The following is a 19,965-nucleotide window of genomic DNA, read 5'->3' as shown; positions in this document are numbered from 1 at the left end:
GATACAAGCCGCGCTTGTAGTTTGAAATTAAAGCAAGGTGGAAAGAAGCGAACAGCGGAGGTAGAAATTCAGTGAAGGAGCGTTAGCGATCGCCTTTGAACTCGGAAAGCCCCAGCTTAAATCCAATCCCAGCTTTCCGAGTGAAACAGCGACCGAAACGAATTTCTTCCGCAGCGACCGGCTTCTCTAACAAATAGGATTTTAATTCAATCATAAAGGATGTGTCGGTTGTGTCTGAAGCCTACAAAAATGCCGGAGTCGATATCGCGGCGGGCAACGAAGCGGTCGAGCGAATGAAAAAGCACGTCAAGAAAACGTTCCGTCCGGAAGTCATGACGGATCTGGGCGGGTTCGGCGCGCTGTTCGGTCTGAACAAAGACGCTTACGAAGAGCCGGTGCTCGTCTCCGGAACGGACGGCGTCGGCACGAAGCTCAAAATTGCGTTTGCGATGGACAAGCACGACACGATCGGCATCGACGCGGTCGCCATGTGCGTGAACGACATTATCGTGCAGGGCGCGGAACCGCTGTTCTTCCTCGACTATCTGGCGACCGGCAAAGTGGTGCCGGAGAAGATTGAAGACATCGTCGCGGGCATTGCGGACGGCTGCCTGCAGTCGGGCTGCGCGCTGATCGGCGGCGAGACGGCGGAGATGCCGGACATGTACAGCGAAGGCGAGTACGATATCGCGGGCTTTACGGTCGGCATCGTCGACAAAAAGAAAATCATCAACGGCCAGTCGATTGCGGCGGGCGACGCGGTGATCGGGCTGGCTTCGAGCGGCGTGCACAGCAACGGCTTTTCGCTCGTGCGCAAGCTGCTGCTGGAGCAGCACGGCTACCAACTGACCGACGAAGTGGCGGAACTTGGCGGTACGCTCGGCGCGACGCTGCTTGAGCCGACGAAGATCTACGTCAAGCCGGTGCTGCAGCTGCTCAAGTCGATCGAAGTCAAAGGCATGGCGCATATTACGGGCGGCGGCTTTATCGAGAACATCCCGCGGATGCTGCCGGAAGGCGTAAACGTCGAGATTCAGCATGGCACCTGGCCGGTACTGCCGATCTTCGACCTGATGCAGGCGAAGGGAAGCATCTCGGACAGCGACATGTACACGACGTTCAATATGGGCATTGGCCTCGTGCTCGTCGTCGCCGAAGCCGACAAGGCAGAAACGCTGCGCCAACTGCAGGAAGCTGGAGAATCCGCGTACTTGATCGGCCGCGTTACGGAAGGCGAGAAAGTCGTGACCTTCTCGGGTAACGCGCAATGAGTCGCGGCGAACAGGAGATTCTGAAGGGCGCCGATGTCACGTCGCCGAAATCTTCCGAAGAAGAGGTGCCGCAGCGGCCGGGCCCGATGCCCGGCCTGCCCGACGAGCCGGCGGTGCCGACGATTCCCCGGCCGGAACCTGCGACGCCGACGCCTGCTCCGCAGCCTAACCCGGGAATTCCCCAGCCGGTGACGCCAGGCGGCGTGCCTGTTCCTGACGCTCCGCAGCCGGTTACGCCGGGCGGCATTCCCGCTCCGGGCGCCGATCCTTCGGTCGATCCGCTGACGCTGCCGGGACTTCCGGCCGTCGCGGAACCGGGCGATGCCGACGAAGCGCTTGGCTCGGAGAGCGATCCGGCCGCGCAGCTGCTGGAGCTGGAACAAGCGCTCCCGCAGGGCGAAGGGCCGGAGCGGCCGTACCGGATCGCGGTATTCGCGTCCGGATCGGGCAGCAACTTCCAGGCGCTGCTGGACTCGGCGCAATCGGGACGTCTGGGCGCTCAAATTGCGCTGCTCGTCTCCGACAAGCCGCAGGCCAAAGCCGTCGAGCGTGCCCGGGCAGCCGGCGTGCCGGTATTTACGTTTGCGCCAAAAGACTATGAATCGCGCGAAGCTTACGAACGCGAGATTCTCGGCGAGTTGGCAAAAGCGAAGATCGATCTGATCGTGCTGGCCGGCTACATGCGGCTGATCACGGACGTGCTCGTCGAGCCTTACGCGGGGCGGATGATCAATATCCATCCGTCGCTGCTGCCGTCTTTTCCGGGCAAAGACGCGGCGGGCCAAGCGGTCGAGCACGGAGTTCGCTTAAGCGGCGCAACAGTACATTTCGTCGACGGAGGCATGGACACGGGGCCGATCATCGCCCAGCGCGCCGTCGAAGTGACGGCCGATGACACGGCGATCGAACTGCAGCTGCGTATTCAGGAACAGGAACGCCTGCTGTATCCCGAAGTCGTCTCGTGGTTCGCAGCCGGCCGCGTGAAGCTGGAAGGGCGCCGGGTGCTATTGTTTTAGCGTTATTTTTAACAGAGAAAAGAAGTGAAAAGTCATGCCGATCGTAGTCGGAACCGGAGCGGTCATTGTGAACGAAGAAGGCCGGGTATTATTGGTGCTTCGCAAAAAAGATCCCGAGATGAATAAATGGAGTATTCCCGGAGGGAAAGTCGATCCTTTCGAGACGCTGGAACGTACGGTGGTTCGCGAGGTCGAGGAAGAGACAGGGCTGATCGTCGAAGTGGAACGTCTTCTGTGCACGGACGAGACGATTCGCTCCGGGCAGGACCTGCATCTGCTGTCGCTGATCTACAAAGTCCATTATGGCGGCGGGGAACCGCGGAACCTGGAACCGCACAAGCATGCGGACGTTCGCTGGTTCGCGCTTGATGCCCTTCCGCCGACCGAAGAGATCGCGACTTTTTCCCGGGAAGCCCTGAGATTGATCGAAGTACATCTATCCCATACCCCCAAGGAGGACTTTTCATCGTGAGTATCAAAAGAGCGCTGGTCAGCGTATCGGACAAAACGGGTATCGTCGAATTCTGCCGCGAGCTGTCGCAGCTCGGCGTCGAGATCATCTCCACCGGAGGCACCAAAAACCTGCTGGCGCAGGAAGGCGTTCCGGTCATCGGCATTTCCGACGTGACGGGTTTCCCCGAAATCATGGACGGACGCGTCAAAACGCTGCATCCCGCCGTACATAGCGGACTGCTCGCCGTGCGAGACAACGAAGAGCATACGCGCCAGATGCAAGAACTGGGTCTGGACTATATCGACCTCGTCGTCGTGAACCTGTATCCGTTCCAGGAGACGATCGCCAAGCCGGACGTCGCTTACGAAGACGCGATCGAGAATATCGATATCGGCGGGCCGACCATGCTGCGTTCCGCGGCCAAGAACCATGCTTTTGTCAGCGTGGTCGTGGACAGTTCGGATTACGGCAAAGTGATCGAGGAAGTGCGCGAAAGCGCCGACACGACGCTCGATACCCGCAAAAAGCTCGCCGCCAAAGTATTCCGCCACACGGCTGCCTACGATGCGCTGATCGCCGATTACCTGGCCAAGCAGACGGGCGACCCGCTGCCGGAACGCTACACGGTCACTTACGAGAAAATCCAGGATCTTCGCTACGGGGAAAATCCGCATCAGGCGGCCGCTTTCTACCGCGCGCCATTGGCGCCGGCCGGCACGCTGACCACCGCCGAGCAGCTGCACGGCAAAGAGCTGTCCTATAACAATATCAACGACGCCAACGCGGCGCTCCAGATCGTCAAGGAATTCAGCGAGCCGGCCGTCGTGGCCGTCAAGCATATGAATCCTTGCGGCGTAGGCGTAGGTACGACGATCGCGGAAGCGTACACTAAGGCGTACAGCGCCGATCCGGTGTCCATTTTCGGCGGCATCGTGGCGGCCAACCGCATCATCGACGCGGAGACGGCGCAGCCGCTCAGCGAGATTTTCCTCGAGATCGTGCTGGCTCCCGACTTTACGCCGGAAGCGCTCGAGATCCTCACGAAGAAAAAGAATATCCGTCTGCTCAAAATGGGCGAACTGACTTCGGCGGAAGGCCGCGCTGCGGCGCACGTCGTGACGTCGATCGAAGGCGGCATGGTCGTGCAGGAGAGCGACGTGCATTCCCTCGGCGAAAGCGACCTCAAAGTCGTGACGAAGCGCCAGCCGACGGAAGACGAGCTGAAACAGCTGCTGTTCGGGTGGAAAGTCGTCAAGCACGTGAAATCGAACGCGATCGTGCTGGCGGCAGACGACATGACGGTCGGCGTGGGCGCAGGCCAGATGAACCGGGTCGGTTCGGCCAAAATCGCGCTTGAGCAGGCCGGAGACAAAGCGCAGGGCGCGATTCTCGCTTCCGACGCTTTCTTCCCGATGGGCGATACGGTTGAACTTGCGGCCAAGCACGGCATCCAAGCGATCATTCAGCCGGGCGGCTCGATCAAGGACGAAGAATCGATCCGGGCGGCCGACGAAGCCGGCATCGCGATGATCTTCACGGGCGTGCGCCACTTCAAGCACTAGGATAGCGGTATCAGGCGAGACGGAGATCGACGCGCGGCGCGCCGGCGGAGCGGATTCTGCATCAGGCGGAACGTTCCCTGGAACGCCGCGCGTTTTTTACGGACAAATCGTTGATCGGAAAAAGGAACACACGAAAAAGCGAAAGGGGCGGTTGGAATGGATATTTTGGTGGTAGGAGGCGGCGGCCGCGAACATGCGATCTGCGCATCGCTGTCGCGGTCGCAGCGCGCCGGGAAGATCTACTGCGCGCCGGGCAATGCCGGCATCGCACAGGTGGCGGAATGCGTCAATATCGGCGTGTTCGAGTTTGACGCGCTGACGGCTTTTGCACTGGAGAACAAGATCGGCCTGGCCGTAATCGGTCCGGACGATCCTCTGGCCGGCGGCATCGTGGACGCATTCGAAGCCAAAGGCATTCCGGTGTTCGGTCCCCGGGCCAACGCGGCGGAGATCGAAGGCAGCAAAGCCTTCATGAAAGACCTGCTCAAGAAATACAACATCCCGACGGCCGCGTATGAGACGTTTGACGATTATGACACGGCTTTGGCTTATCTGCGCACACAGGGCGCGCCGATCGTAATCAAGACCGACGGCCTGGCCGCGGGCAAAGGCGTAACGGTCGCGCAGACGCTGGAAGAAGCGGAAAAAGCGCTGCACGACGCCATGGTCGGCGGCACCTTCGGCGCGGCGGGCAGTACGGTCGTCATCGAAGAATGCATGACGGGCGAAGAGATGTCGATCCTGGCATTCGTGGACGGAGAGACCGTCCGCGCGATGCCGGCGGCGCAGGACCACAAGCCGGTCTTCGACGGCGACCTCGGTCCCAATACCGGCGGCATGGGCACCTATTCGCCGCTGCCGCATATCGACCCTGCGATCGTCGAACGCGCGATCGAAGAGATCGTCAAGCCGACCGCCCGCGCGATGGTCAGCGAGGGACGTCCGTTTACCGGCGTCCTGTTCGCCGGCTTGATGATCGAAGCCGACGGCACGCCGCGGACGATCGAATTCAACGCGCGCTTCGGCGACCCGGAGACCCAGGTCGTCCTGCCGCGCCTGGAGAGTGACCTGCTGGAGATTTTCCTCGCCGCCGTAAACGGCACGCTTGCGGACGCGGAGATCCGCTGGAGCGATGAGGCGGCGGTCTGCGTCGTGCTGGCTTCCGAAGGTTATCCGGCTTCATATCCGAAAGGCCGGGTCATCACCGGAATCACGGAAGCCGAATCCGGCGGCGATGCTTTCGTATTCCACGCCGGAACGGCGCGCAGCGATGCCGGCGAGCTCGTGACCGCCGGCGGCCGCGTACTCGGCGTCGTCGGCCGCGGCGCAGGGATTGCCGAAGCGCGCGACGCGGCTTACGCCGCAGCGGAGCGCATCGCGTTCGACGGCGCGCATATGCGCCGCGATATCGCGGCGAAGGCGCTGACGCCGCGCGGATAGGGTAGGCGAAGGCTTCGCTGCCTTTGTGCGGAAGCTTGCCCGCCTTGAACGGCGGCCTGTCCGCTTCGTCCGGCAGCGTAACGAATCGTGGACACCTTATTCGGCGGTTTTGTCGGACTGGCCCGATCTAACGAATGCCCTGAAACTCTACCCTTGCGGTACGCGTCGCAGCAGTCGGATTGCCTACAGCAAAGCCCGGACCTCTAGAGGTCCGGGCTTCTGCTTTTATGCGTTCTGCTTTTATGCGCTCTGCTTGGGTTGCTCCGTGCTGCTCCGTGCTGCTCTGCGCTCCTTCGTACCACTCCGTTTTGCTTAGGTTCGCTTAAGCGTATCTTCTCGGATTCCGCTCGCCGCCGAACGCCTACTCTGCCTGCTTCTCTACCGGAACATAAAGATCCATCTGCAAATCCTTATCCCCGTTGCTGCGTTCGTCGTACAACTCGAAGTCGACGCCGCCTTTGGCGTAGATGTAGCCCGAGCTCGGGAACCATTCGTTGTAGACGTAAGTGGTCATGCCCTGAATGGCATCGCTGAAGGCGCCGTTCGCGCGGTCGGCGGCCGGCGAGGTGAACACCGCGTAGGTGGAGGCGGGGATAACGGCTTTATGCAAATGTTCCGGAACGCCTTCAAAGTCGGCAACTTCGACGCCGATCACGTACAGGAAATGCTCCGGCTTGTCCGGCAGCATGATGCAGGCGCCGTATTCGGCTTCTTTGATCGGCTTCACCTGCTCATACAGCTGGCGGCCGCGGTCTTCTTCGATGTAGGTGTTCCAGAAAGCGGGAATCTCGATAAAGTTTTCACCGTTCATCTTGGTTTCCAGGGCATAACCTACGAGTTTGATTTCGGGTTTGGTTAAGATCGTTGGTCGCATCATCATTCCTCCGCTCATGTTATAGTCGGCCAGCTTCGCGAGGTCCACCCGCTCGGGAACGCGGCCGGTGGCATGGAGGCGATACTGTTCCGGGGTCAATCCGTACGTTTTGCGAAAAGCTTTGGTGAAGCCCGCATGTGTCTCGAAACCGTAATCGAGGGCAATCTCAAGCAGGGTGCGGCCGCTGGTCAGATCCGCCGCCGCATAGGCAAGACGGCGCCGGCGGACATAGTCCATGACCGGGAGGCCCATCCTCGACTGAAAAACTTTATAAAAGTGATACAGCGAGAATCCGGCCAGCGCAGCCAGTTCTTCGGCCGTCAGCCGTTCTGTAAGATGATCCTCAATATGGTCCAGCGTACGCTGGAGACAGGCGGTATAGTCCATAGGTGCGTTCCCTCCCGATCGGTAAGACTATCTTATCAGAAGAAGAAAGCGAACGCTTGTCCGTTTTTGCGATTTTGGAAAAGGGACAAGAAGGGAAGGAAGCTTGAATTTTTTGTCCAATCGCGTTACCTTTAAATTTAATGGCTGGCAACGTCGGAATCTTATACAGAGAAACAAAATCAGGAACGGGGAAAACGAGATGAAAAACGAACCTACTGTGGAAGTGGACGAGATGAAACAGGCCGATCCGGTTACGATGGAAGATATCGTCCGTGCGCATCATCGGCTGCGCGAAGCGATCGTGCGTACGCCGCTGCATCGCGATGCGACCCTGTCGGCGAAATATGACTGCGAGGTGTACCTCAAGCGCGAAGACCAACAGGTGGTGCGCTCGTTCAAGATTCGCGGCTCCTACAACAAAATCCGCAGCCTGACGGAAGAAGAACGGACACGCGGCATCGTCTGCGCAAGCGCGGGCAACCATGCCCAGGGCGTCGCTTTTTCCTGTCATGCGCTGGGGATTCACGGCAAGATCTATATGCCGAGCACGACCCCGAACCAGAAAGTCAAAATGGTGCGCAAGTTCGGCGGGCAGAGCGTCGAAGTCATTCTGACCGGGGATACGTTCGACGATGCCTATGAAGAAGCGATGAAAGTCTGCACCGCGCAGGGTTTGACGTTTATTCATCCGTTCGACGACCCGATGATCATCGCGGGCAACGGCACCGTGGGCATGGAGATCATGGAAAGTCTGGATCATCCTGCGGACTACGTGTTCGTCACGATTGGCGGCGGAGGCCTTGCGGCCGGCGTGGCGCAGTATATCAAAACGATGAGCCCGTCCACGCGCATGATCGGCGTGGAGCCGCTCGGCGCCGCTTCGATGAGCGAAGCGATGGCGCGCGGACATGTCGTGACGCTCGATACGATCGACAAGTTTATCGACGGCGCGGCCGTGAAACGGGTCGGACAGCAGACGTACGAGATCTGCAAAAAGATGCTCGACGAAGTCGTCAAAGTGCCGGAAGGCAAAGTCTGCACGACCATTCTCGATCTGTATAACGAAAATGCGATCGTCGCCGAACCGGCCGGCGCTATTCCGGTCGCCGCGCTCGATCTGTACCGGGACGAGATCAAAGGCAAAACGATCGTCTGCATCATCAGCGGAGGCAACAACGATATCGACCGGATGCAGGAGATCAAGGAACGTTCGCTTATTTTTGAAGGGCTGAAGCATTACTTCCTGATCAACTTCCCGCAGCGGGCCGGCGCACTGCGCGAGTTTCTGGAGAAAGCGCTTGGTCCGGACGACGATATCGCCCGCTTCGAATACACGAAGAAAAGCGACAAGGAAAACGGCCCGGCGCTCGTCGGGATCGAATTGACGTCCAAAGAAGACTACGAGCCGCTGATCGCCCGCATGGACGAACAGGGTATCAACTACACCGAGCTTAACCGCGATCCGAGTCTGTTCAGTTTGTTGATCTGATCCGCTCCGGTTAATGCCCCACGGATCGATTCGCCAACCGCAGAAGCAATCGCCAAAAGAAGAGCCTGTCCGCAGCCGGGGGTATGCCCGTTTACGGATAGGCTTTTTTGGGCGGTTGGGGAACTTTTTGGAAGATCCGGGCGTTCATACAAGGAAGATTGAGGATCTGTTTATAGGAAGGGAGAGGAAAGGTTTTGCATTTTTCCGTACGAAAAGACGAAGAGATCACGCCTCGCGACCGCGTCTGGCTGATCTCGATCATGGCTTTTGTACTCGCGGTGTCTTGTTTCGTTGTGCTGGCGCACAACAATTATTTTTTGCTGGGGGATCTGAACAATCCGAATAACGACGATGTGAAATATGTCAAAAGCGCGGAGCTGCTGCTCGAAGGCGGACCGCTTGCCTACAACAGCGGCACGGAGCCGAGCGCGTTCATTATGCCGGGGATGCCGCTGCTGCTGGCCGCGTTTATCGGTCCGTTTGGCGAGCAGGGCGGCATTGTCGCGTTCCGTTTGTTCCAGTGTCTCGAGCAGGCGGCGAGCATCTATATTTTGTTCCTGATTGCGCGGCGCGTATTCGGCCGACGGGTGGCAATCGTCTCGTGCGTCATCGCGGCACTTTACCCGCCGGATTATTTTTCTTCAGGCGTCATTCTGACCGAATCCACATTCCGCCTGCTCTGCCTGCTGCTTGTGCTGGTCATGATGATCGCTGCCGAAAATCGCAAGCTGTCTTCGTACATAGGGGTCGGTGTGCTGACAGCCGCCGCCGCTTATTTCAAACCCCAGGCGTCCCTTTTTCCGGCCGTTCTGCTGTTTTTGTGGCTGAGAGAGCGGTATAGTCTAAAAGAGATCTGCAAATACACGGCGGTCGTGCTGGGCACTTATCTGATTCTGCTGTGTCCGTGGTGGATTCGCAATTTCCTCGCTTTCGGACACTTTGTTCTGTTTACCGATTCGGCCGGAAGTCCGTTCCTGCTGGGAACCCGGATCAATTATGGGCTGCCGCCGGCCGGATTCTTCGACGCTTATCCGCAGTACGATCCCAAGACGATCTTCGCAGGATCGGACAGCGATGCGGTCGCCCGAGGACTCGATATTCTCCGCTACGGCTTCTCGCACCATTTCGGAACCTATCTGCATTGGTACACGCTCGGCAAGCTGGAAGGCTTGTATATCGAGTCCTACTACTGGCGTCCGATCTGGCCGATCGGGCGTCCGCTGATGGATATGCTGCAAAAGGTTCTCGTCTGCGTGACCCTGGTCGGATTGGTGTCTGCGCTGGTGCGGGAACGTTTCGGACGCCTGCTGCCGCTGCTGCTGACGTTCGCGTATTTTACCGCTATCTATATTCCGTTTGTGGCTTTTGGCCGCTACGGGTATCCGACGATCGTGTTCATGCTGCCGTTCACGGCGTATGCGCTGTGCAAAGTGTGGGATCTGATTCGTCATCGGCATACCGTCTCGGGCAGTGCGGACGAAGGCTATACGTTTAAATAAAAGGTAGGAACAAGAAACGCCAAAACAGGCCGGTCTCTCCAAAGAAAGCGAGAGCGGCTGTGCGAGAGGAGCCCGACTATGATCCGTTATCCATTTTTGAAAGAAGGCACGACGATTGGAGTGACCGCGCCTTCTTCCGGCGTCGAACCGGATATGCACGGTCTGTTGAAGCAGGCGATCCGCCGTATGGAAGAAGACGGGTTCGCCGTATCGACCGGAGATACCGTCTGGACCCAGCACAAAGCCAAATCGGCGCCGGCCGGGCTGCGCGGGGAAGAGCTGAACCGGATGCTTCAAGACGACCGGATCGGGCTGGTGCTGCCGCCGTGGGGCGGGGAACTGCTGGTCGAGGTGCTGGAGCATCTCGATTTCGAGCGGATCGGCGATAAATGGATACTCGGTTACTCGGATATCAGCGTGCTGCTGCTCGCCGTTACGCTCAAAACGGGGCTCGCCACGGCGCACGGCAGCAACCTGCTCGATCTGCGGGCCGGAACTCCCGACGCGACGACCGCCAAGTGGCGGGAAGCGCTGACGACGCCGGCCGGCGGAGCGGTCGAGCAGCGTTCGTCCGAATCCTACCAACTGGAGTGGAAGAATCGTCTGCCGGGAGAGGAAGAAACGGAAGACGACTCCGTGTTCAATCTGACCGAGCCGACGGTCTGGAAAAGTGTTTCCGGCGGGGATGTCGGCTTCAACGGACGTCTGCTCGTCGGCTGCATCGACGTGATCCGGCATCTGATCGGGACGCCGTACGGCGACGTGCAAGCTTTCCGCGAAACCCATCTGCCGGGCGAACCGGTACTGTGGGTGCTTGAGAACTGCGAGCTGAATACGGCGGATCTCCGCCGTTCGCTGGTGCAGATGAAGCTGGCCGGATGGTTCGACAACTGCTCGGGCTTCCTGTTCGGTCGCAGCCCGGCCAATAGCCCTGTCGGCGGGTATACCGCCGTGGACGTTTACCGGGATCTGGCCGACGAACTCGGCGTGCCGGTGCTGTACGATATCGACTGCGGCCATATGCCGCCGCAGCTGACGCTGATCAACGGCGCATTGGCACAGGTGGAATTCTCGGAAGAGAAAGGAACGGCCCATCTGATTCAGGTGTTCAAGTAAACCCGAATGCGCCCTATTTGATCGGCCGATCTTTTGTTCCTGATCTACAGTTCCGAATTGCAAAAAGCGTCTGTATCCCGCGTAGCTCGCGGGGTACAGACGCTTTTTTTGAATCGGATTTGCGTAAGTCCAGGGCTGCGCTTACTGCGCGACCGTGCTGTTGTACTCCTGAATCTTCTGCGTGATCTCGGCCGAAGCGCGGTCGAGCGCGTCCTGCGGTTTCGCGGCTCCGGTGAGCGCTTCTTCGATCGCCGTTTCCGTCAGCTGGCGGGCTTCCGGGAAGACGCCCATGACGGCGCCCTGCGTAGCCGGAGTCAGCTTCGTGCCGTGCAGCTGATCGATCGCGGTCTGGAACTGCGGATATTTCTTCAGGTTTTCTTTGACCAGATCTTCGTTGTAGGCTTCTTTTGTGATCGGGAAGTAGCCGGTATTCACATGCCAGTAAGCTTGTGTCTTCGGCTCGGCCAGGAATTTGATGAACTTCCAGGCCGCCTGCTGTTCTTCTTCCGGGCGGTCGTTCAGAATCCAGAGACTTGCGCCGCCCACAACGACGCCGCCTTTGTCGGCGTCAGCTGCAGCTGGCTTCGGCAGTGGAGCCGTTCCGACTTCGAACTTGCCTTCGGCTGCCTGCACGATTCCGCGCAGGGAAGCGGTGCTGTCGAGCGTCATGGCGACCTGTCCGGCAGCGAATGCCTTCTTGGTATCGTCCGTTTTGCGGCCGAGGTTGAGCAGGGTGCCTTCGTCGACCATCTTTTTCCACCATTCGAGCGTGCTTACGGCAGCCGGAGATCCGAGCTGCGCCTGATCGGCCATTCCTGCGCGGCCGTTGCTGTTGTTAAGCAGTTCGGCGCCCTGATTGGCGAGCAGCTGTTCCATGAACCAACCGTAGATGGCGAACGATCCGCCGGTCATACTGCCTTCGGTCAGCGTTTTGGCCGCTTTTTCGACTTCCTCGTACGTCGTCGGCGGGTTCTCGGGGTCGAGTCCGGCTTTTTTGAAAGCGTCTTTGTTATAGTACAAAATCGGGTTGGACGTGTTGAAAGGCATCGAGTACAGACGATCATCGAACGTGTAGTAGCCGAGAATGTTCTCTTCCAGATGCGACACGTCATAGCTTTCGCCATCGATAAACTGCTGCACCGGCGTGATAGCGCCGGAATCGATCATAAAACGGCTGCCGATCTCGTAAGTCTGGATCAGGGTCGGTCCCGTGCCGGAACCCATCGACGTCTTGAGCTTGTTCAGACTCTCGTCGTATGTACCCTGGAACACGGCTTCGACTTCCACTTCGTCCTGCGAGTCGTTGAACTGTTTGACCAGTTCGTCCACGACTCCGCCCAGTTCGCCGCTCATGGCATGCCACCAGACGACTTTGACCGGGCCTGCGCTTTCCGCCGGCTTGGCCGCGCTTTCGGTTGGGGCCGCCGCTTCCGCCGCCCCGTTACCGGTAGCCGTCTGTCCTCCGCCTCCGCAGGCCGTCAGTACCACCATCAGCATGCATAGGCAGGCGAACATCCATTTTCGACTCGATTGCATCAAACTTCCCACTCCCTCTTCTGAATAGTCATGTGTATGGGTTGAAGCTCTGAAGCCGTAAAAAAGGACCCGGAGGAAGGCGGAACCGCAGAGCTTTCCGCGTGTCCTTCCGGGTTATGCCGGAGATCCGGAGCGTCTCGCACAAGGTAGGGGGATGCCGCTACGCGTGCCGGATTCCACGAGAACCGCGCTTCGCATGGGGCGGAGCGCAGACCGTTTCGATACAAGTGCGGCGTGAAGCCGTGTGCCGCAGATCAAGCGAAAGATAGGTGCCGTACCCAGGAGATGACCTGGCGGGGCCGGGCCGGAAGTCGGACGGATTCTCACCGTCTCCGCCGGCGCTGCGAACGTACGGTTCACAGCGTCGGCGGAGACGGCGAAGTCCAGGTGCCGACCGGGCCAGTTCAGCCTTTGAGCGCACCGGCGGTCAGACCGCCGACCAGCCGGCCGAGGCCCAAAGCCAGCATCACGAGCGAAGGCAGAAGGACCAGCACCAGTCCGGCCATCACCAGATTCCAGGCCGTCATTTCCGAGAACTGCAGCATGCTCACGCCGATCTGGACGGTACGCATATTCTCGCTGCTGGTCACAAGCAGCGGCCACAGATACATGTTCCAGTGGTTCAGGAACGAGTAGACGCCGAGCGTCGCAAGTCCCGGCATAGACAGCGGAATCGCCAGCCGGAGGAAGATCCGGATGTGGCCGCAGCCGTCGATCCGCGCCGCTTCCATCAGTTCCTTCGGCAGTTGAAGGAAGAACTGGCGCATCAGGAACACGCCGAACGCCGTCGCCAGGAACGGGATGGTCAATCCGGCGTAGCTGTCGAGCCAGCCCCAGCTGCGGATCGTCAGATAGTTCGGAATGATCGCTACTTCCCAGGGAATCATCATCGTGGACAGGAACAGCGCGAAGATGATTTTTTTGCCGGGAAAACGCAGGAACGCGAACGCGTAAGCCGCCATGCACGACGTGATCAGGCAGCCGATCGTAATCGCGCTGCTGACGACGAAGCTGTTCATAATGAAGCGAAGGATCGGAATGGTGTTCAGCACCTGCGCGAAATTGTCCAGATGAAGGCCGCTCGGCCACAGCTTCGGCGGATAGGCCGCCGATTCCGCTTCGGTCATCAGCGCGTTCGAGACGGTAATCCAGAACGGGAACAGAATGAACAGCGCTGCGACCGTCGACAAGACATAAGCCAGAACGCGCGGAAGGGAGATCGGTTTCACTGATAATGCACCTTCCTTTCGGCGAACACGAACTGGAGCACCGTAATGAGCAGCACGATTGCGAACAAGACGAGCGCCTGCGCGCTGCCGACGCCGAACCGGAAGTTCACGAAAGCGTCCTCGTACAGTTTGAATACCAGTACGTTCGTGCTGTTCACCGGACCGCCCTTGGTCAGGATATTGATCTGTCCGAAGGCCTGGAACGCGCCGATCACCGAAGTGACGGAAGCGAAGAACAGCGTCGGCGATACGAGCGGAAGCGTCAGACGCCAGAACGTGCGCACCGGACCCGAACCGTCGATCTTGGCGCTCTCATAGATTTCTTCCGGAACGCCCTGCATACCGCCGAGCAGCAGAATGAACAGGAAACCGACGTTCATCCATACGGTCATCAGCGAGATCGACAGCAGCGCCATATTCGGATCGGTCAGCCACTGCACGGGAGTCAGGCCGATTTTGCCAAGGAAATAATTGAGCGTGCCGAGCGTCGGATGGAAGAGGACCATCCACATAATCGAGCCCGTGCTGACGGACACGGCGATCGGAAGCGCGAAGACGAAACGGAATATTTTCATGCCCCGGATCTTGGCCCGGCATACCGCGGCGAATACAAGCGCGAAAGCCAGGCTGGCCGGCACCGTGAACAAGATGAATTTGAGCGTTACGAGCAGGCTGTTCGGGAATCCCGGCGAGTTGAACAGATTGCGGAAATTCGCGAGGCCTACGAAGTTGGCCACCTGTCCGCGCGGATTCGTCGAATGCAGACTCAGATATACCGATTGAATCAATGGGTAAAAAAGGAAGAGGCCGAACAGCAGCAGTGCCGGCGCGATAAAAGCGGCTGCCAGCGCGCCTTCGCGGAACCTCGCAAGAGCGGCCGTTTTCGAAGGACCGGCGGCAGAACGCGGAAGCGGCGTATCCGGATTATGCGATTCTTTCTTTTTGAGCGGTACGGGAGTGGATTTCTCCAACTTTTCCATGCGTGAGCCATGCCTCCTCTTCTGTACGTCCTGCCTGATTGCGGCGGCGGCCTATCCGACAGGCCTTATGCAACAAGCGTAACAGGGCATTGTTAAATAAAAGCCCCCTGTTTTGTAAAACCTCCATTTTACGGTAAACGTTTGGGTTTAACATGGCATTTACGCAAAGAAGGTATACTGGATCAGACCGATCGAGACCAATCAGGAACGGCCGAGGAGCCGGACCGGAGAAGAGGCGATAACGATGAACGAGACCAACAAGGCAGGGCATTCCACGATCCGTACGCAGGAACGCAGGGCGGCGGGCAGACCGGGAGCTCCGATCATTTTTGCACACCGGGGCGCTTCGGGTACACGTCCGGAAAATACGATGGCGGCGTTCCGCCGGGCCGTGGAGCTCGGAGCGACGGGAATCGAGACCGATGTGCAGCTCAGCGCAGACAGGCAGCCGGTGCTTATCCATGACGAGACGCTGTCGCGCACGGCCGGAGCTTCCGGTTGGGTCGGCGACAAGACTTACGGGGAACTGCGCAGCCTGGATGCCGGAAGCTGGTACCATCCCGAGTTTATGGGCGAGCGTATTCCGCATCTGGACGAGCTGCTGGAGCTGGCGCGGATCACGGGGATTGTCGTCAATATCGAATTCAAGAATACCGTATGCGCCTATGAAGGCCTGGAACAAATCGTGATCGAAGCCGTGCGCCGGCACGGGTTGGAGCAGCAGACGATCTTCTCGAGCTTCAACCATTATTCGCTGGCCCTCTGCAAAAAGCTGGCGCCGGAGATCCGGACGGGCGTGCTCTATATGGAAGGACTTTACCGGCCCTGGGAGTATGCGAAGTCGCTCGGCGCGGACGCGCTGCATGCTTACGAACCGGCCGTAAGGGCGGATTGGGTACGCGAAGCGCTGGAGGCGGGAGCGGATTATCATCCGTTTACCGTCAACGACGAGTCCCGGCTGCGCGAGCTGATCGCGATGGGAGCGGCCGGATTGATCACCGATCATCCGGACCGGGCGGCGAGACTGTTGGCCGAATATCGGGCGAATCCCGAAACCTTTCGCTGAAAAAGTGTCTTTTCGAAGCGAAAAGTAAAATCCGTGTAAAAAAACAGGACGGTGCGCATTGCGCCGTTCTGTTTGGTTTGCTAAGGTTAAGGCTAATGAAAACATAAAGAAACCGGTTTGCAATCACGGCCCGACCGGATACCGGGCGCCGGGGATAAGGAGCTGTCCAATCATGACCACCGTACCCGAAATCAACCGCCCCGAGGCAGGGCAGGTCAGCCTGCGTGCAGGCATTATCGATATCGGCTCTAACTCGATCCGGCTTGTCGTTTACGAAAGCGAAAGCGGCGGTTCGTACCGTGTGCTGACCGAGTCGCGCGAAGCGGCCCGTCTCAGCGCGCTGGTAACGCCGGAAGGCATCATGCCTTCTCCGGCGATCCACTCGGTGGTGCCGGTACTCAGGCAGTTCACCGAAGTATGCGAAGCTTACGGAGCAACCCGTATTCGGGCCGTGGCGACCGCCGCGATCCGGAATGCCTCGAATTCCGATCAGATCATCGAAATTTTGAACCGGGAGACGGGGCTCGATATCGAGCTGCTGCCCGGCGAGATGGAAGGGCATTACGGCTTTATCGGCGTCGTCAACAAAATCGATATCGCGACCGGATTTATCGTCGATATCGGCGGCGGCAGTACGGAAGTGACCTTGTTTCGGGAACGCCAGCGCGTCTCGAGTTTCTCTTTCCCGTTCGGCGCGGTCAATATGAACGTGCGTTTCGGCGGAAGCGGTCCTTGGACCGAAGAGCGTATGGGCGAACTGGAGCGTTTTGTTCTGAACGAAGCCCAAAAGCATGCCTGGATGTCCGAACATCCCGGACTTGATCTGGTGGGCCTGGGCGGAACGATCCGGGGACTCGGCAAAATGGATCAACGGCGCCGCAATTATTCGCTGCCGCATACGCACAATTATGTCATGCAGGACGAAGACGTCGACTACTTCTACCATTCGCTGCCCGGGATGGACAACAACCATCGCAAGCGGGTACCGGGCTTGTCCAAGAACCGGATCGACATTATTGTGCCGGGGATGATTATTCTCCGCACCTTGTTCCGGCATATGAAAGCTTCGCGTTACGTGGTCAGCGCGACGGGACTGCGCGAAGGGCTGTTCTTCGAGCTGCTGCATCCCGAGCAGGCCGTGCACGAGAACGTATTGGAGTTCGAGCTTCGCGCGCTGCTGTCCAACATGCCGCGGCCGCGCCAGCTTCATCTGCGCCAGACGGAACGCTTCGCGCGCATTTTGTACGAAGCGCTGGGCGAAGGCGGAGAGAACGAATGGAACCGCAAGCTGCTGCGCGTGGCGGCCTGGACGTACCAGACCGGAACGGAGATCGGCTATATCGATTACGAGGAACACACGCAGTATCTGCTGACCAAGCGCCCGCTGGCGGGATTAACGCACCGGGAGATTATTCTGACTGCTCTGATCGCGGCTCTTGCCGCCAAAGTGAAATGGCGCAAAAGCGTAACCGCGCAGACGTACAAAGATATTCTGCTGCCCAAAGACGACGAACGCACGCGGCGTCTTGGCGCCGTCCTGCAGCTCGCGACCGCGCTTGATGCCAGCGAAACGCAGGCCGTGACCGAGCTGACCGCCAAGCGCAGCGGCGACCGCTTCGAGCTGACCCTGACCTGCCGGAACGAAGCGTTTATGGAAATTCGCGACCTCAAAGCGGCGGCCCGCGATTTCGAGAAAGAATGGAACGTGAAGATCGAGCTGAAGATCAAGCCGGCCGTCTGACGGATCCGCTCCCGCTTTGGCGAAAACGAAGCGGGCATGAATAGACATCAACCGTCATACAGGTCCGTCGCTCGAGTATCCGCAGCGAAGCGGACGTTCAGACAAGAAGCCCGTCCCCCGGTAATCGGGGAACGGGCTTCTTTGTCGATTCATGTGCCGAAAAATCCGGGGTTAGACGAGCGTCGATTTCCAGGAGCGGAGATCTTCCGCACGGAATTGGCTGCGGAACGGTTCTTCGCCGTTATCAAACGACTCGTAGCCGCCGCTTGAAGTCAGAATGCGGGCTTTGACGTTGTCTTTGAGATAGAGCTTCACGATATTCAGCAGCGTATCTTTGCAGCTCGGATCGAGAATCGGGCACATCAATTCCACGCGGCGGGTCAGGTTGCGGGTCATCCAGTCGGCGCTCGAGAGGAAGATCTCGGAATCGCCGCCATTCTCGAAGTAATAGATCCGGGAGTGTTCCAGATACCGGTCGACGATGCTGCGCACTGTAATATTCTCGCTCAGCCCCGGGACGGCCGGGCGCAGACAGCAGACGCCGCGCACGATCAGGTCGACTTTGACGCCGGCTTTGGACGCTTCGTACAGTTCGTCGATGATCTGCTGGTTGGACAGCGAGTTGAACTTGGCGATGATGCGAGCCGGGAGGCCGGCTTTGGCATGGTCGGCTTCGCGGCGGATATTCGTCACGAAGGTGCCCATCATCGTATCCGGCGCGACCGAAATCTCTTTCCAGTCGGGATGACTCGAATAGCCGGTAATATGATTGAACAGCTCCGAAGCATCTTCGCCGATCGAAGGATTGGAAGTCATCAAGCCGACGTCCGTATAGAGCTTGGCCGTCGCATCGTTGTAGTTACCGGTACCTACGTGCACGTAACGGCGCAGGCCGTCTTCTTCGCGCCGGACGACGAGGATCGCTTTGGCGTGCGTCTTGAGTCCGACCAGTCCGTAGACGACATGACAGCCGGCCTGCTCCAGCGTGCGCGCCCAGCTGATATTGCGTTCTTCGTCGAACCGGGCTTTCAATTCGACGACGACCGTAACCTGTTTGCCGGCTTCCGCAGCTTCGGCGAGGGAACGGATAATGGCCGATTTGCTGCTGACCCGGTACAGGGTCATCTTGATCGCCATCACGTTCGGATCTTCGGCAGCCTGTTCGACGAAATCGCTGACGGCATCGAACGTTTCGAATGGATGATGCAGCAGGACATCGCGTTCTTTCAGTACGCCGAAGTAGTCGGTGTCTCCGCCGTCTCCGAATTCGGGCGGGTAGGTAGACAGCCGCGACGGATAACGGAGCGCATCTCGATTTTTGACGGAACCGGCGAACGACGACAGGAAGCCGAGGTCGATCGGCCCGTCGATCTCGTACACGGCGTCTTCGATCTCGAATTCTTCCTGCAGCAGCTGCAGCGCGTAGGGGTGGAAGCCTTTTTGCACTTCGAGCCGGACAGGCGCGCCGCGGCGGCGCTTGCGCAGTTTCTTCTCGATTTCTTCGAGCAGGTCGTCCGCTTCTTCTTCGTTGATCTCCAGATCGGCGTCGCGGGTGAGGCGGAACGCATGCACGGTGACCGCTTTGTGGCCGCTGAACAGCGTCTGGATATGGTGGCAGATCAGCTCGTCGATCAGGACATAACTCTGCTTCTTGCTGTGGCTGCGCTGACTGACCGAGACCAGTCTCGGCAGAATGGAAGGGACCTGCACGATCGCAAAATAGTACCGTTCTTCATCGGGCAGATCTTCCGGCGTGTTGTCGCGCTCAAGCAGCGCCGCCAGATAGACGTTCTGGCTGTGCACCAGCGGGAACGGCCGGCTCAGGTCGACCGCCATGGGAGTCAGAACGGGGAAGATTACATCGTGGAAGTAATCGTCCGCCGCTTTTTGCTGGGTGGCACTCAGATCTTCATAGCGGTTCAGCATCAGGCTTTCTTTGGCCATCAGACGTACCAGCTCGCGGTATGTACGGTACTCCGCCGCTACCATCTTCTCGATCCGTTTGCTCAGACGCTTGTACAGAACGGGAGGGGTATAACCGGAGAAATCTTTTTTGGTGATTCCGGCTTTGAGCTGGTTGCGGATACCGGCTACCCGGACGCTCATGAATTCGTCCAGATTGCGCGAGACGATCCCCAGAAACTTGGCACGTTCCAGAAGCGGCGTCTCCGGTTCCTGGGCTTCTTCGAGAACGCGGTAATTGAATTCGATCCAACTGAGGTCACGGTTGATGTAGTATGGGGATGTTCCCCGGTGAGCCGTATGATTATTATCCATAAGTTCCTCCAAGTACAGCATGCAGGCG

15 protein-coding genes are annotated in these 19,965 nt (G+C 58.8%); 10 read left to right on the top strand and 5 right to left on the bottom strand.

The features are described 5' to 3' along the window. The first annotated feature begins 230 nt into the window (after window positions 1-230). The 5 genes from purM (at window position 231) to purD (ending at window position 5,743) form a co-directional block, all read left to right on the top strand. Complete coding sequence (gene purM / locus HRQ60_RS16215; protein ID WP_172197319.1) at window positions 231-1,271, top strand: phosphoribosylformylglycinamidine cyclo-ligase; 1,041 nt, start codon at window positions 231-233, stop codon at window positions 1,269-1,271. A 374-nt stretch (window positions 1,272-1,645) separates the two neighbouring features. Next, complete coding sequence (purN, locus tag HRQ60_RS16210) at window positions 1,646-2,287, top strand: phosphoribosylglycinamide formyltransferase (RefSeq protein ID WP_246281368.1); 642 nt, start codon at window positions 1,646-1,648, stop codon at window positions 2,285-2,287. 34 nt (window positions 2,288-2,321) lie between these two features. Further along, window positions 2,322-2,759, top strand: a complete 438-nt coding sequence (locus HRQ60_RS16205; RefSeq protein WP_172197316.1) for an NUDIX domain-containing protein — start codon at window positions 2,322-2,324, stop codon at window positions 2,757-2,759. After that, the gene (gene purH, locus HRQ60_RS16200) at window positions 2,756-4,303 is read left to right on the top strand and encodes a bifunctional phosphoribosylaminoimidazolecarboxamide formyltransferase/IMP cyclohydrolase (protein ID WP_172197313.1); all 1,548 of its coding nucleotides are present in this window, start codon (window positions 2,756-2,758) and stop codon (window positions 4,301-4,303) included. The genes HRQ60_RS16205 and purH overlap by 4 nt, the downstream gene beginning before the upstream one ends. A gap of 156 nt (window positions 4,304-4,459) precedes the next feature. Beyond that, window positions 4,460-5,743, top strand: coding sequence for a phosphoribosylamine--glycine ligase (gene purD / locus HRQ60_RS16195; protein WP_172197310.1), 1,284 nt, complete (start codon window positions 4,460-4,462; stop codon window positions 5,741-5,743). 361 nt (window positions 5,744-6,104) lie between these two features. Here purD and HRQ60_RS16190 read toward each other — a convergent pair whose 3' ends face one another. After that, on the bottom strand, window positions 6,105-7,004 hold the full coding sequence (locus HRQ60_RS16190; RefSeq protein WP_172197307.1) for an AraC family transcriptional regulator: 900 nt from the start codon (window positions 7,002-7,004) through the stop codon (window positions 6,105-6,107). A 199-nt stretch (window positions 7,005-7,203) separates the two neighbouring features. Here HRQ60_RS16190 and ilvA point away from each other — a divergent pair, with 199 nt between their 5' ends. The 3 genes from ilvA to HRQ60_RS16175 all read left to right on the top strand — a co-directional run bounded on the left by ilvA (window position 7,204) and on the right by HRQ60_RS16175 (window position 11,108). Then, entirely contained in the window at window positions 7,204-8,493 is a 1,290-nt protein-coding gene (gene ilvA / locus HRQ60_RS16185) for a threonine ammonia-lyase IlvA (protein WP_172197304.1), read from the top strand. A 194-nt stretch (window positions 8,494-8,687) separates the two neighbouring features. After that, window positions 8,688-9,992 carry a glycosyltransferase family 39 protein gene (locus tag HRQ60_RS16180; RefSeq protein ID WP_172197301.1) on the top strand — a complete coding sequence of 435 codons (1,305 nt, stop codon included), beginning with the start codon at window positions 8,688-8,690 and terminating at the stop codon, window positions 9,990-9,992. Between the two features lie 78 nt (window positions 9,993-10,070). Then, window positions 10,071-11,108, top strand: coding sequence for a S66 family peptidase (locus HRQ60_RS16175; RefSeq protein ID WP_172197298.1), 1,038 nt, complete (start codon window positions 10,071-10,073; stop codon window positions 11,106-11,108). A 141-nt stretch (window positions 11,109-11,249) separates the two neighbouring features. On the opposite strand, the gene HRQ60_RS16170 is transcribed toward HRQ60_RS16175, so the two are convergent. The 3 genes from HRQ60_RS16170 to HRQ60_RS16160 all read right to left on the bottom strand — a co-directional run bounded on the left by HRQ60_RS16170 (window position 11,250) and on the right by HRQ60_RS16160 (window position 14,853). After that, on the bottom strand, window positions 11,250-12,644 hold the full coding sequence (locus HRQ60_RS16170) for an ABC transporter substrate-binding protein (RefSeq protein WP_172197295.1): 1,395 nt from the start codon (window positions 12,642-12,644) through the stop codon (window positions 11,250-11,252). Between the two features lie 404 nt (window positions 12,645-13,048). Next, the gene (locus tag HRQ60_RS16165) at window positions 13,049-13,873 is read right to left on the bottom strand and encodes a carbohydrate ABC transporter permease (protein ID WP_425501693.1); all 825 of its coding nucleotides are present in this window, start codon (window positions 13,871-13,873) and stop codon (window positions 13,049-13,051) included. Next, window positions 13,870-14,853 carry a carbohydrate ABC transporter permease gene (locus tag HRQ60_RS16160; RefSeq protein WP_172197292.1) on the bottom strand — a complete coding sequence of 328 codons (984 nt, stop codon included), beginning with the start codon at window positions 14,851-14,853 and terminating at the stop codon, window positions 13,870-13,872. Before HRQ60_RS16160 ends, HRQ60_RS16165 begins: the two co-directional genes overlap by 4 nt. A gap of 244 nt (window positions 14,854-15,097) precedes the next feature. Here HRQ60_RS16160 and HRQ60_RS16155 point away from each other — a divergent pair, with 244 nt between their 5' ends. Both HRQ60_RS16155 and HRQ60_RS16150 read left to right on the top strand, forming a co-directional pair. Then, a complete protein-coding gene (locus HRQ60_RS16155; RefSeq protein ID WP_172197289.1) occupies window positions 15,098-15,919 on the top strand; it encodes a glycerophosphodiester phosphodiesterase in 822 nt (273 codons plus the stop codon). A gap of 172 nt (window positions 15,920-16,091) precedes the next feature. Then, window positions 16,092-17,660 (top strand): Ppx/GppA family phosphatase, encoded by a 1,569-nt coding sequence (locus HRQ60_RS16150; RefSeq protein WP_172197286.1) that lies wholly within the window; start codon window positions 16,092-16,094, stop codon window positions 17,658-17,660. Between the two features lie 171 nt (window positions 17,661-17,831). Here HRQ60_RS16150 and ppk1 read toward each other — a convergent pair whose 3' ends face one another. Next, entirely contained in the window at window positions 17,832-19,937 is a 2,106-nt protein-coding gene (gene ppk1 / locus HRQ60_RS16145) for a polyphosphate kinase 1 (RefSeq protein ID WP_172197283.1), read from the bottom strand. Between the last annotated feature and the right edge of the window lie 28 nt (window positions 19,938-19,965).

It is taken from the genome of Saccharibacillus qingshengii (assembly GCF_013185195.1).
GTDB lineage: Bacteria > Bacillota > Bacilli > Paenibacillales > Paenibacillaceae > Saccharibacillus > Saccharibacillus qingshengii.
This window is presented reverse-complemented; position numbering and strand designations above follow the sequence as displayed.

Bases quoted from the DNA above. Each gene is read 5' to 3' on its own strand.
- HRQ60_RS16190 (WP_172197307.1), bottom strand. From the start codon at position 7,004: ATGGACTATACCGCCTGTCTCCAGCGTACGCTGGACCATATTGAGGAT.
- HRQ60_RS16155 (WP_172197289.1), top strand. From the start codon at position 15,098: ATGAACGAGACCAACAAGGCAGGGCATTCCACGATCCGTACGCAGGAA.
- HRQ60_RS16205 (WP_172197316.1), top strand. From the start codon at position 2,322: ATGCCGATCGTAGTCGGAACCGGAGCGGTCATTGTGAACGAAGAAGGC.
- HRQ60_RS16170 (WP_172197295.1), bottom strand. From the start codon at position 12,644: ATGCAATCGAGTCGAAAATGGATGTTCGCCTGCCTATGCATGCTGATG.
- purD (WP_172197310.1), top strand. From the start codon at position 4,460: ATGGATATTTTGGTGGTAGGAGGCGGCGGCCGCGAACATGCGATCTGC.
- ppk1 (WP_172197283.1), bottom strand. From the start codon at position 19,937: ATGGATAATAATCATACGGCTCACCGGGGAACATCCCCATACTACATC.
- HRQ60_RS16160 (WP_172197292.1), bottom strand. From the start codon at position 14,853: ATGGAAAAGTTGGAGAAATCCACTCCCGTACCGCTCAAAAAGAAAGAA.
- HRQ60_RS16150 (WP_172197286.1), top strand. From the start codon at position 16,092: ATGACCACCGTACCCGAAATCAACCGCCCCGAGGCAGGGCAGGTCAGC.
- ilvA (WP_172197304.1), top strand. From the start codon at position 7,204: ATGAAAAACGAACCTACTGTGGAAGTGGACGAGATGAAACAGGCCGAT.
- HRQ60_RS16175 (WP_172197298.1), top strand. From the start codon at position 10,071: ATGATCCGTTATCCATTTTTGAAAGAAGGCACGACGATTGGAGTGACC.